General features: G+C 57.7%; 13 protein-coding genes. All 13 read right to left on the reverse strand.

Translation table 11 applies throughout. The annotated features are described in order from the left end of the window. Positions 1-63 precede the first annotated feature (63 nt). On the reverse strand, positions 64-639 hold the full coding sequence (cobU, locus tag ACTTKG_RS05415; RefSeq protein WP_442673233.1) for a bifunctional adenosylcobinamide kinase/adenosylcobinamide-phosphate guanylyltransferase: 576 nt from the start codon (positions 637-639) through the stop codon (positions 64-66). Then, positions 632-2,038 carry a cobyrinate a,c-diamide synthase gene (locus tag ACTTKG_RS05420; protein WP_442673234.1) on the reverse strand — a complete coding sequence of 469 codons (1,407 nt, stop codon included), beginning with the start codon at positions 2,036-2,038 and terminating at the stop codon, positions 632-634. Before ACTTKG_RS05420 ends, cobU begins: the two co-directional genes overlap by 8 nt. A gap of 12 nt (positions 2,039-2,050) precedes the next feature. Beyond that, positions 2,051-2,683: a precorrin-8X methylmutase gene (locus ACTTKG_RS05425; protein ID WP_442673235.1), complete on the reverse strand. Its 633-nt coding sequence runs from the start codon at positions 2,681-2,683 to the stop codon at positions 2,051-2,053. Between the two features lie 9 nt (positions 2,684-2,692). Then, positions 2,693-3,463 (reverse strand): precorrin-6A reductase, encoded by a 771-nt coding sequence (gene cobK, locus ACTTKG_RS05430; protein ID WP_442673236.1) that lies wholly within the window; start codon positions 3,461-3,463, stop codon positions 2,693-2,695. Then, positions 3,460-4,200 carry a precorrin-3B C(17)-methyltransferase gene (gene cobJ / locus ACTTKG_RS05435; RefSeq protein ID WP_442673237.1) on the reverse strand — a complete coding sequence of 247 codons (741 nt, stop codon included), beginning with the start codon at positions 4,198-4,200 and terminating at the stop codon, positions 3,460-3,462. Before cobJ ends, cobK begins: the two co-directional genes overlap by 4 nt. Continuing rightward, positions 4,188-5,243: a cobalt-precorrin 5A hydrolase gene (locus tag ACTTKG_RS05440; RefSeq protein ID WP_442673238.1), complete on the reverse strand. Its 1,056-nt coding sequence runs from the start codon at positions 5,241-5,243 to the stop codon at positions 4,188-4,190. The genes cobJ and ACTTKG_RS05440 overlap by 13 nt, the downstream gene beginning before the upstream one ends. Then, complete coding sequence (gene cobM / locus ACTTKG_RS05445; RefSeq protein ID WP_442673239.1) at positions 5,240-5,998, reverse strand: precorrin-4 C(11)-methyltransferase; 759 nt, start codon at positions 5,996-5,998, stop codon at positions 5,240-5,242. The genes ACTTKG_RS05440 and cobM overlap by 4 nt, the downstream gene beginning before the upstream one ends. Before the next feature lie 12 nt (positions 5,999-6,010). After that, complete coding sequence (cbiT, locus tag ACTTKG_RS05450) at positions 6,011-6,598, reverse strand: precorrin-6Y C5,15-methyltransferase (decarboxylating) subunit CbiT (protein ID WP_442673240.1); 588 nt, start codon at positions 6,596-6,598, stop codon at positions 6,011-6,013. Beyond that, the gene (gene cbiE / locus ACTTKG_RS05455; RefSeq protein ID WP_442673241.1) at positions 6,595-7,221 is read right to left on the reverse strand and encodes a precorrin-6y C5,15-methyltransferase (decarboxylating) subunit CbiE; all 627 of its coding nucleotides are present in this window, start codon (positions 7,219-7,221) and stop codon (positions 6,595-6,597) included. The genes cbiT and cbiE overlap by 4 nt, the downstream gene beginning before the upstream one ends. After that, positions 7,203-8,306, reverse strand: coding sequence for a cobalt-precorrin-5B (C(1))-methyltransferase CbiD (cbiD, locus tag ACTTKG_RS05460; protein WP_442673242.1), 1,104 nt, complete (start codon positions 8,304-8,306; stop codon positions 7,203-7,205). The genes cbiE and cbiD overlap by 19 nt, the downstream gene beginning before the upstream one ends. Positions 8,307-8,447: 141 nt before the next feature. Continuing rightward, positions 8,448-9,017, reverse strand: coding sequence for a peptide-methionine (S)-S-oxide reductase (locus ACTTKG_RS05465; RefSeq protein WP_442673243.1), 570 nt, complete (start codon positions 9,015-9,017; stop codon positions 8,448-8,450). Positions 9,018-9,020: 3 nt separating this feature from the next. Beyond that, the gene (gene meaB, locus ACTTKG_RS05470) at positions 9,021-10,205 is read right to left on the reverse strand and encodes a methylmalonyl Co-A mutase-associated GTPase MeaB (protein WP_442673244.1); all 1,185 of its coding nucleotides are present in this window, start codon (positions 10,203-10,205) and stop codon (positions 9,021-9,023) included. Positions 10,206-10,210: 5 nt separating this feature from the next. Next, entirely contained in the window at positions 10,211-12,406 is a 2,196-nt protein-coding gene (scpA, locus tag ACTTKG_RS05475; protein WP_442673245.1) for a methylmalonyl-CoA mutase, read from the reverse strand. Between the last annotated feature and the right edge of the window lie 45 nt (positions 12,407-12,451).

Raw genomic sequence — 12,451 nt, forward strand, 5'->3', positions numbered from 1 at the left:
ATAGGCACAGCGCATCTGTGCAAATCTGGGCAACTTCATTTTATCAGCGTTTCCTATATTCCGCTACGCCAAGTCGCTGTTTTGCCACGGTACGGCGAGCTTTTTGAAATCGACGGCGATGCCGCAGGAAACGACGTACACCTCATCGGCGGCACGCGCCGTCAGCTGATTGGCAATCCCTGTGATGTCGCGATATTCACGCGCAAGATGGTTCTCGGGCACGATGCCCGCGCCGACCTCGTTCGTCACGAAGATCGTCGTTCCCGCCTGCTTTTTCGCCGCTTCCAGCAAAGATCCGATTTTCTCGCGGATAAGTTCATAGTTCGCCGCAGAATCACGAACGCTCTCCAAGGCGCATAGCAGATTGCTGATATAGAGCGTCAAACAATCAAACAGGATCATATCGTGCGCCTCGCCCGCCGCTTCAATGGCAAGATGCGCGTCCTCGGGCGCCTCCCATGTATGCCAGTCCGCAGGGCGGCGCTTGCGGTGCAGCTTCACGCGAAATGCCATCTCCTCATCGTAAACGCCCGCCGTCGCGATGTAGGCGACATGCTTTCCGAAGCGCGCCGCATACTGTTCGGCGAAACGGCTCTTGCCGCTTCTCGCGCCGCCCGTGACGAGAACGATCTTACCCATGCGGCTTCCTCCTCTCCCTGCTCGCTCGGCAAGCCTCGACGAACGCCTTCGCCGCCTCGGGGCAGCCGGCGAAGTGCAGGTGCAGATATGAGCCGAGAACTGCGCCTTTCGCATAGCCTGCCGTATAACGCGCACCGTTTCTCATGCGCGTGAACAAAAAGGCTCGCGACGCTTCCGCGCCTTCCTGCGGCAGTTCCGCCGAAAAATGGAACTCATGCCCGTGCAGCTTCCTGCCGCGCGATCCGAGAATCGTATCACGGCAGAGCTCCGCCTCAACGTAGCCGACCATTTGCAGCTTGCGGCTCATCTGCACGGCGGCAGGAACGATGCCCGTCATCGCATGTTCTTTGCCCGCAAAATCCACGAGCTTTTCCATCAGATACATATAGCCGCCGCATTCCGCATAGATGGGAATATCTGCCGCTGCCGCCGCAGAAAGCGAACGGCGCATCGACACATTCGCCGTTAATTTTTCAGCGAACATCTCGGGAAAGCCGCCGCCCAAAATGATACCGTCCGTTTCGGGGAGAGCCGCATCGTGCAGCGGACTGAAAAAAACAAGCTCCGCGCCGAAGGCTTCCAATACTTCAAGGCTCTCGGGATAGTAAAACGAAAAGGCTTCATCGCGGGCAACGGCAAGGCGCACCTTGCTCTGCTGCAGCGCGGCGTCCGCTCTCCCTGCCAGCAGCAGATCCTCCGGCAAGAAAAGCGGCGACGCATCAAACGCAAGCCTTCGGATGGCGGCAAGATCGACCGACCGCGCCGCCATTTCGCCCATTTTTGTTACGACATCGCGCTCCTCATTCTCCTCCGCCGGCAAAAGACCCAAATGACGCTCCGGCATCTTCAGTGAATCGTCGCGGCGCATCGCCCCGAATACGGGCATGTCGATCTTCGCCATCGCCTCGCGGATCATCGCCTCATGCGTATCCGACCCCAAGCGATTCAAGAGCACGCCTGCGAGCTTGACTTCGGGATCGTAGCGTTGAAAACCAAGCGCAATCGCCGCCGCCGACGCCCCCATCGACTTGGCATCGACGACGAGCAGCACGGGCGCGTCCAGCAGCTTGGCGATTTCCGCCGTGGAGCTCACGCCTTTTCTGCCGCCGTCGTACAGCCCCATGACGCCCTCGATCAAAGCAAGATCGGCGCCTCTCGCCGTGCGTGCAAAAATCTCCTTGAGACGTTCGGGCGACATCAGCCATGTATCGAGATTGTGCGCGGGCAGACCGCTCGCTAGCGCATGATAGCCGGGATCGATATAGTCGGGACCGACCTTGTACGACTGCACGCGCACCCCCTCTGCCCGAAGCGCGGCAAGAATGCCCGTCACGAGCGTCGTCTTGCCCGAGCCGCTCTGCGTCGCGGCGATGACAAGGCGCGGAATCCTCTCTTGCATAGCGATTTCTCCTCAGCGCGTGTTGTCTATGAGATACATGACGGCATTGACGACGGATGCGGCGATCGGACTGCCGCCCTTCGTGCCTTCCACCGTGACATACGGCACCTTGTCGTTTTTCGCCAAAAGCTCCTTGGAATCCGCCGCGCCGACGAAGCCGACGGGAATGCCGACGACAGCCGCCGGACGAATGCCCTCTTCTTCCACCATGCGAAGCACCTCAAAAAGCGCCGTCGGCGCGTTGCCGATCGCGATGACCGCACCGTCGAGCGCCTTGCCGAACGAGCGCATCGCCGCCATCGAGCGCGTGATTCCCTGTGCTTTCGCCTCAGCGGCGATCTTCTCGTCCGCGACAAGACAATGCACCTCGCCGCCGAAAGAAGCGAGCTTCTTCTTATTGATGCCGGTGCGCACCATCTCGACATCGGTATAGATATGCGCCCCCTGCTTGAACGCCTGCCGCATCGCTTCAATCGCCTGCGGATGAATGCGAATGACCTTCGCATATTCCACATCGCCCGACGCATGAATCATGCGTGAATACACCTTGACTTCCTCTTCGGAAAGGCTGTATTCCGCCAGATACGGCGCGATGATCTCCATGCTGCGGTTTTCAATCTCCATCGGCTGTTTGATAAAATCCATGCTGCACCCTCACTTATCTTTTCTCTTTTGCACAATAAATTCCAGCACCTCGGCAAAGGTCTGCGCCATATTGTCGTAGGCGATGCGCGGCCGCTCGACGATGACGAGCGGCAGACCGAGCTTCATCGCCGCCGCGAACTTCGTATCGGCGCCGCCGACCGTGCCGCCGTTCTTCGTGACGACGACATCGGCTTCGTACTTCTTGTAAAGTTCTTCGTTCAACACTTCAGAAAACGGTCCCTGCAGCGCAACGATCTGGCTCGGACGCAATCCGAGCGCCGTACACTCCTCGACGACCTTGGGATCGGGCAGAACCCGCGCCGTCAGCACACAATCCTGCAAGGCGGGCGCTTCTGTAAAGGCTTTGAGGTTATGGCTGCCCGTCGTGAGAAAAACATGCTTGCCTAAAGACGCTGCGACCTTCGCCGCTTCCTCGTAGTCCGCGACATAATGCGCTTTCGTATAAGCGAGCGGCGCACTCTGCCTTTCGTAGCGAATATACGGAATCCCGCACGCACGGCAGGCACGCATGGCATTCTCGGAGATGTTCGCCGCATACGGATGGCTCGCATCGACGAACACGGCGATGCCATGCGCACGGCAATAGTCCGCCAGCGCCGCCTCATCCAGCGGGCGATCATTGATGCAGATGCCCGGATAGCGCGACAAAAGCTCCTCACCATAGCGGCTCACGACCGACGCCGTGACACGCTGCCCTTTTTCGAGCAAAAAGCCCGCAAGCTCCCTGCCGTCCTGCGTTCCCGCCGCCACGAAGATCATACTTCGTAACCCCGCGGCGTGATCATGTAGCCTTCCTTCACATAGCTGCGGCTGTTGCCGATGATGACGAGGGAGAACATATCAATCTTTTCTTTCGTGAAGTCCTGCAAGGTCGAAACGATCTTGCTCTCTTCTTCTCGCGCCGCATGATGGACGATGCCGACAGGCGTATCGGCAGCGCGATGCCGCAGGAAAATCTCGCGAATCTCCTCGATGTTCTGCACGCGCTTCTTGCTCTTGGGATTGTAGAGCGCGACGACGAAATCGGCTGCTGCAGCCGATTCGGCACGCTTTTTGATCAGCTCCCACGGCGTCAGAAGATCGCTGAGACTGATCACGGCAAAATCGTGCATGAGCGGCGCACCCAAGATCGAAGCCGCCGCATTGACCGCCGAAATGCCCGCAACGACGCCGCCGAACGTCGGGCGATCATCCGCCGCACGCTGCAAGAGAAGCTCCAAGACAAGCCCCGCCATGCCGTAGACGCCAGAATCACCGCTCGAAACGACGACGGTATCTTTCCCCTTCGCCGCCGTTTCCACCGCCATGCGGCAGCGGTCAATCTCCTGCATCATGCCCGTGCCAATGACCTCGCGCTCACCGATGAGGTCTTGGATGAGCTTGATATACGTCGTATAGCCTGCAACGACCGTCGCTTCCTCAATCGCCCGCCGCGCACGCGGCGTCATATCCTCCAAACTGCCGGGACCGATGCCCACCACTGTTATTTTTGCCATACAAGCGCCACCGTCACTTTCTCAAATCTCGTTTTGGCAAGGGCAAGCCGTCCCGCTGAGACGCTCCCAAGCGCCGCAGCCTCCGCAACGTTGCCAATGCCGATGTTTTCTTTGACAAAAGGAGACTCATCCAAACCGTAGGCATCAATCGTCTCCTGCATTTTCTCATGGGGATAGAAGCGGATTTCCCGTCGAAGCTCCTTGGCTAAAGCCAGAAGACCTGCCTCATCCGCCTTTGCTTTTGTACTCGCAAGGAGCGATACATCCGCCAGACTGCGCCCGATCTTCGTCAACGCCGCTTCGAGCGCGGCGCGAATCTCCGCTGCTGCCGTGCCGCGCCGACAGCCTATACCGGCGACGAGGCGACGCGGCACGAGGTAGATGATATTTTCCTGCGCCGCACCCTCTTCAGATGTAAGGAATGCGGTCAACGTCTCTTGCCCGCCCGAAAGATCTTCTGCGAAGACAGCCGTCAATCCCATATCGTCAAGCCGCTTCTTATAAAAGCTCGCCCGCGCAAGATTCGCATCGATCACATAGCGAATCGGCTCATCTGCAAGCGCGGCGCTGTTGAAGCGCTTGATCTGCACCTTCGGCGAGGGACGCAGCGCAAGCCGCGCCGCGACGACATCGACGGCGATCTTCTTCTGCACATCCGTCGCCGTCGTGATGACGGGATCGGCGCCAAGCGAAGCCGCAAGTTCGCGCGTCAATTCATTCGCGCCACCGATATGACCCGAAAGCAGACTAACGACGTGCTGTGCTTTTTCATCGAGCACGAGGACAGCCGGATCTTCGAGCTTGCTCTTCAAAGAGCCTGCAATCATACGCACGGCGATTCCCGTCGCCATGATGAAAACAAGCGCGTCGTACTGACGAAACGCCGTCTCAACCTGCGGTGCAAGACGCTCGTAAACACGCGCATCAACAGGCATATCCTGCCCCGCCTTGACGAAAATATCGACGCTTGCATCAAGCGATGCGCGAACGCGAAGAGCCGTCTTTGTACCGCGCGGCGTCGCCGTGAAAACCGCGCACCTCATTTGCTTGCTTCGCGAAACATGTGGCTGAACTCCGGCGCGTAGAGACGCGAAAGCTCATAGTCCGCACCGAGGCAGCGGCTGACGACGATCATCGCCGTGCGGTCGATGCCCTTGTCGGCGATTTCTGCCACGATGGTTTCCAAAGTAGCGCGTACAATCTTCTGCTCCGGCCACGAAGCTCGCTGCACGATAGCGATCGGTGTGTCGGGCGCGTAACCGCCGGCGATGAGTTCCGCCACAACATCCGAGAGCATCGTGATACTGAGGAAAATGCACATCGTCGCCTGATGCGCGGCGAGCGAGCGCAGTTTCTCCCGCTCAGGCACGGGCGTACGCCCCTCGTTGCGCGTGATGATGACCGTCTGCGAGATGCCCGGAAGCGTATACTCCTGCTTCAAGGCAGCCGCCGTCGCAAGGAAAGAGCTGACGCCCGGCACGACCTCGAAATCAATCCCCTTCTTCCTAAGCGCATCCATCTGCTCTTGAATCGCGCCGTAGATGCTCGGATCTCCCGTATGGAGACGCACGACCATGAGTCCTTTCGCCACAGCCTTTTCTATCGTTTCAATGACCTCGGGAAGCGTCATGGAAGCGGAATCGTGAATCTCCGCTCCCTCTTTGGCAAAGTCCAAAAGCGCCGGATTGACAAGCGATCCCGCATAGATGATGACATCGGCTGTTTGCAGCAGCCTGTGACCTTTGACCGTGATAAGCTCGGGATCGCCTGCGCCCGCGCCGACAATATATACCTGCATATTTTCCTCCTGTTAAACATTTGCCTTATGGCAGGAAATGATGTAGACGGGGTTAATCGCCTCCGCCATATCGTAAGGACCGACCTTTTTCAGCCGATTGACCTGCACTTGGACAGTATCGTAAAGATAGCCGCTCTTCTTGCGCATGTAAGCGAGCGCAGCTGCAAGCGTCTGCACCGTGATACAGTTGATGACGATAGAGCCGCCGGGCTTCAAGCGTGCGTCAAGAGCATCAAGGATCTCTTCCAAGCGGCTGCCCGTGCCGCCGACAATCGCCGTGTCAAGCCTTGCCGGCAGCTGCTCCATGCCTGCCGGAGCTTCACTCTCGATGACCGTGAGATTTTCGACGCCGAACTTTGCTGCATTTTGACGAATGAGCGCCGCCGCTTCTTCCTTGCGTTCCACAGCATATACATGTCCCTCCTTCGCCAGAAGCGCCGCTTCAACGGAAAGCGATCCCGTCCCTGCGCCGATGTCGCAGACAATGTCCGCTTTTCCAATCTTCGCTCCTGCCAAAGTCAATATACGGATCTCCTTCTTCGTCATAGGAGCCTTGCCGCGAATAAATTCTCCATCTTCAATACCTAAAAAATGATTCATGCTTTCACCACCAAAACGCCATGAGAAATTTCCGGCGCAGAAGAAGCTTCTCCCAAGGTCGTATGAACGATCGCCTCATCTTCATAAGAAAGACGCGAGCAGATGTGAAGTTCTGCATCCGGCGGCCAGCCAAGCGCAATGAGCTGCGCAGAAATCGTGCGGGAGTTATTCTCTCGATCGGTCAACAGTCCGAGCAGCGCCCCCTCCTGATAGGCAAGCTCCGCCGCCTGCGGCACGCGCCCGTGGAAAGAGGCAAGACGCGCCCCGTGCCAAGGCAGAGCAAGCCGCGAAAATGCCATCTGCAAAGAACTGACGCCGGGGATGACGACGAGCGTATGCAAAGAAAACTCTCGCCGCAAGGCGTCGAGCAGAGAATAATAGCCGGGATCACCGGAAACCATGACGACGACCTGCGTCTTTTGAATCTTCTCTTTGATGAACGAAAGAACCGCATCTATATCGCCGCGAATCGTCATCGTTTCCTGCCCCGAATGCGCGAAATCCTCCAGCGCACGGCTGCCGCCGACAAGCACTTGTGCGCTCTCGATCGCAGCGCGTGCCGCCGGCAGCACGAAGTCGGGATGTCCCGGACCGATGCCCGCCACTATGATTTGATGTTCCAATGAAAATCCCTGCCTATCTCTCTTGCCGTTTCATCCATGCCCAAAAGCTCTCCCTTGAGCGTCGTCATCGCCGTGCCCACGCGGATGTCTTGAAATACATACCGCTCGGCACGTGCCGATGCGCGTGTACAAAGAATCTCATAAACCCGCTCCAAACCGTATTCAGTCAGAAGCGGCAGTGCTTCTTCCGTCGTCGTCGCTATAAGGATACGACGCACCGCCTCTTGCGGCAGCCCCTCCGCCGCGGCGTATGCAGCAAGCGCCTCCAAACGTCCGTCGGCGATGCGGTTGTGCGTGTAGAACACACCCGCCGCGACCTTCGAGAGCTTGCCGATATGACCGAAGAGCAGGACCCGTTTGAGCTTTCTTTCCGCCGCACGCTCCAGCATGAAGCCGATGAAGTTGCTCGTCTGCACGACGGCTTCGCGCGGCAGACCAAAGCGTACCGCTGCATTTTCCCCCATTTTGCCCGGCACGAAGATCTGCGTATCGAAGCCTGCCGCAAGAGCCACATCCATCTGCGGCACGAGAGAGTTTTTGAACCCTTCTTCCGACATGGGACGCAAGACGCCCGTCGTACCAATGACAGAGATGCCCCCAATGATGCTGAGAATAGGATTCAGCGTGCGCTTTGCAAGCTCTTCGCCCGCCGGAATGGAGATTGTGACGTCCACACCGCCGTCCTTTCCGAGAATCTCCTCGACGACATTTCGAATCAGTTGACGCGGTCCCGGATTGATCGACGGCTCTCCCGGGGGGACAGAAAGCCCGGGTTTCGTGACCGTGCCGATGCCGCGCCCCGCATGGAAATGAACGCCGCTCCCCTCGGAGCGAACGACGACTTCCGTAAATACGGAAACGCCGTTTGTGATATCGGGATCATCGCCCGAGAACTTCACGACCTCGGCGCGCGCACCTGACGGCGTGCGAATGACCTCTTTGATCGGTATGTGAAGCGGCGTGCCGTCCAGTGCCAAAATCGTCACCTTTTCACAGTATTCTCCGTCGAGAAACAAGAGCGCCGCTTTCGTCCCCGCCGCCGCACAAGCTCCCGTCGTATAGCCGCTTCGCATCTCCTTCGCCACCGTATTCACTCCTCCATACTACAATGCTTTTTATTGTACAAGGAAACTTCGAGAAGTCAAGCCCAAAAGGCGCAGACACCCTCATAAAATCTAAGCCCCGACGCACAAAACGTGCAGTCGGAGCCTAGATCATACTTCTCCCTATTGCAATATCCCAAGTTCGCGCAGACGCTTGAAATCAATCGTCGTCTTGCGATGCGGATGGCGAGCGAGGTACTGCTGCCGTTCCGGCTCCGCCGGATGAAAGCTCACCAAAGGCGCAGCCTTCGCATAGCAGCGGCGAGTCAACTTCTTGTTATGATTCGGGTCGTTGACCGTCACGTTCGCTTCCGTCGCAGCAGGCGGTCTGCCGCGGTTCATGATGAAATTCATGTGATACTCTATGAGCGGTGCATCTTCTGCATCGACATAGTAAACGCCGCTTTGGTACATCGGACCTTTCGCCGCTCCCTGTCCATCCTTTTCGTAAGGATTCACAACGGCAAAGAGAATATCCAAGATCTGAGATATATCCGTTTTTTTCGGATTATAAGCGATCTCCAAGCCCATGATCGCCTTTACCCAGCCGCTTTTCACTGCATCATACGACGGCTCCGCACTCTGGGCATCGATATAGCCGGTGCGCGTCGCAACGACGCCGGGTACATGATCAAAAACTTCCTGCAGCTCATAAAAGCTGCCGCCAGAGACATAAAGCCGTTTCGTATACAAGGATCATCCCTCCTCACTCGGATGCAGAAGATCGACATGGCGATCCGAAGCACGATGGATGTCAAAGACATGGATGAGCTCTGCCACCCCCTGCGACGGCGACACCGTTCCCTTGAGGACGGCTTCGCGCACCTCGGGCATACGCCCTAAGATCACTGGATCATCAAAGAACAGGTTATGCAGATGCTCGTCGATCATGCTGTTCATCCAATCGAGCAGCTGCCCCTCGCGGCGCGTTTGGAAAGCGCCGTTTTCCTTCGTCGTATTCTCAAAGATGCGAATGACATCCCAAAGCTCCTTGAGACCTGTCTTTTCCAAAGCGGAAACAAGATACGCATGTGTCTGCCAGCCGCGCGTCGCCGGGCGGATGTACTCGATCATGCGCTCGTATTCGCCGCGTGCGACCTGCGCTTTCGTGCGGTTGTCGCCGTCAGCCTTGTTGATGACGATGGCGTCAGCAAGCTCCATGATGCCTTTCTTGATGCCCTGCAGCTCGTCTCCCGCGCCCGTCAAAACGACGAGCAGGAAGAAGTCAACCATCGAGCGCACCGTCGTTTCCGACTGTCCGACACCAACCGTTTCGATGAGAATGACATCATAGCCGGCAGCCTCGCAAAGAAGCATCGTCTCGCGGCTCTTCCTCGCGACGCCGCCCAAAGTGCCGCCGGCAGGAGACGGGCGAATGAACGCCTCTTCTCTGCGCGAAAGCGTGCCCATGCGCGTCTTATCGCCAAGGATGGAACCTTTTGTCACCGAGCTCGTCGGATCGACCGTCAAGACCGCGACGCGATGCCCCATATCACAAAGCATGTTGCCGAACGCCTCGATCATCGTACTCTTGCCCGCTCCCGGAACGCCCGTGATGCCGATGCGCAGAGCCTTCCCCGTGCGGGAAAGCAGCTCCTGCAGCACCCGCTGCGCCTTTGGAAAGTGGCGCGGGCTGTTGCTTTCGATCAGCGTGATGGCGCGGGAGAGGATCATCCGATCCCCTGCCGCAACCCCCTTCACATAGTCATCCACGCCAAGGATCATACGGTTTTTTCGAAAGCCGGCTTTATCCAAATCCGGATTGATATTGCCGACCGTCAGATCCTTGATGCCGTCAATACCGCTCATGACGCTTGTAGCAAAATTCTTGTCCGCGTTTTCCGGCACCCAGTCCGGCCTCGTGTTCGTGTATTTTGCCATGGTCGTTACCCCGCAGCCATTTCTTCCTTTGCACGTCCGATCAAGAGTTTCAAGAGTTTGATGCCCGCTTCAGGGATGTTCGTTCCCGGTGCGAAGATGGCAACCGCGCCGTTCTCATAGAGGTGGTCATAATCCTGCACGGGGATAACGCCGCCGATGCAGACCATGATGTCCTCGCGCCCGAGCTTCTTGAGCTCTTCCACGAGCGCCGGCAAAAGCGTGTTATGACCGGCAGCCAGAGAGCTGAATCCGACCATGTGAACGTCGTTGTCGACGGCATCCTGCGCCGTTTCATCCGGCGTCTGGAACAGAGGTCCGACGTCAACGTCCCAGCCCATATCAGCGAAGGAAGAGGCGATGACCTTCTGTCCGCGATCATGCCCGTCCTGTCCCATCTTAGCGACGAAGATACGCGGACGGCGACCTGTGAGCTTTTCAAAATCATCGGCGAGCGCACGCGCTTTGTCAAGCTCCGTCTTATCCGTGAACTCCGAGGAGTAGACCCCCGAAATCGTACGAATAACCGCTTGATAACGACCCGAGATCTTCTCGACAGCGTCCGAAATCTCGCCGAGCGAGCAGCGCACACGCGCCGCCTCGACCGCGCATTCCAAGAGGTTGCCGTTGTCGCGCGACTCTGCCGCCTTCGTGATGGCTTCCAAAGCGGCGCGTACATCGTCCTCGTTGCGGTTCGCACGCAGTTTTTCGAGACGTTCGACCTGCGCCTGACGCACAGCCGTATTGTCGATCGCGAGGATTTCCAGCGGATCTTCCTTCTCCAAGCGATACTTGTTCAAGCCGACGATCGTTTCGTTGCCCGAGTCGATCCTCGCTTGCCGACGCGCCGCGGCTTCCTCGATACGCATCTTCGGCAGACCCGTCGGAATCGCCTTTGCCATGCCGCCGAGGGATTCGACTTCCTGAATATGCGCCCACGAGCGGCGAATGATCTCGTTCGTGAGAGCTTCGACGTAGTAGGAGCCGCCCCACGGATCGATGATTTTGCATACGCTCGTCTCGTCTTGGATATAGAGCTGCGTATTGCGTGCGATGCGCGCCGAGAAGTCCGTCGGCAGAGCGATCGCCTCGTCGAGCGCGTTCGTGTGCAGCGACTGCGTATGCCCGAGAGCCGCGCCCATCGCTTCCATCGCCGTGCGCGCGACGTTGTTGAACGGATCCTGCGCCGTAAGCGACCAGCCCGAGGTCTGCGAGTGCGTACGAAGCGCCATAGACTTGGGATTTTCCGCGCCGAACGATTTGACGATCTTTGCCCAGAGGACACGCGCCGCACGCATCTTGGCAATTTCCATGAAGTAGTTCTTGCCGATCGCCCAGAAGAACGACAGACGCTTTGCGAAGGCATCGATCGGAAGCCCCGCCTTGATGCCCGTGCGGATGTACTCAAGACCGTCGGCCAGCGTATAACCAAGCTCGATATCCGCCGTCGCGCCCGCTTCCTGCATGTGATAGCCCGAGATGGAGATGCTGTTGAACTTCGGCATGTACTTCGTCGTGTATTCAAAGATATCGCCGATGATGCGCATCGACATATCCGGCGGATAGATGTAGGTGTTGCGCACCATGAATTCCTTCAAGATGTCGTTCTGAATCGTACCCGCCATGATCTTCTTATCGACGCCCTGCTCGACGCCCGACTGAATGAAGAACGCAAGGATCGGCAGAACGGCTCCATTCATCGTCATGGAAACCGACATCTGATCGAGCGGAATGCCCGAGAAAAGAATATTCATATCCAGCATCGAGCAAACCGAAACACCCGCCTTGCCGACGTCGCCGATGACGCGCGGGTTATCGGCGTCATAGCCGCGGTGCGTCGGCAGATCAAACGCGATGGAAAGACCCTTCTGTCCTGCGGCGAGGTTTCTGCGATAGAATGCGTTCGACTCTTCCGCCGTCGAGAAGCCCGCGTACTGGCGCACCGTCCAAGGACGGAACACATACATCGTCGAGTACGGACCTCTGAGGCACGGCGGTATGCCGCTCGCAAACTCCAAGTGGTTCATGTGGTCGTATTCATCGTGGTTGTAAAAAGGCTTGATGGGGATTTTCTCCATCGTGCCCTCCATCAGCGAATCGTAGCTCATGCCCGTCGAAGCCTCAAGGCGTTTGCGCCAATCCGCATCCTGATGGGCAGACGCACCCTCAAGATTGATTTTCGTGAAATCAGGGTTTTGTGCCATCACTGAATCATTCCTTTCTTCTTCTGCAGCATCTGCAGCGTATTG

The organism is Selenomonas sp. (genome assembly GCF_052169755.1).
In the GTDB taxonomy this organism is placed as follows: domain Bacteria; phylum Bacillota; class Negativicutes; order Selenomonadales; family Selenomonadaceae; genus Selenomonas.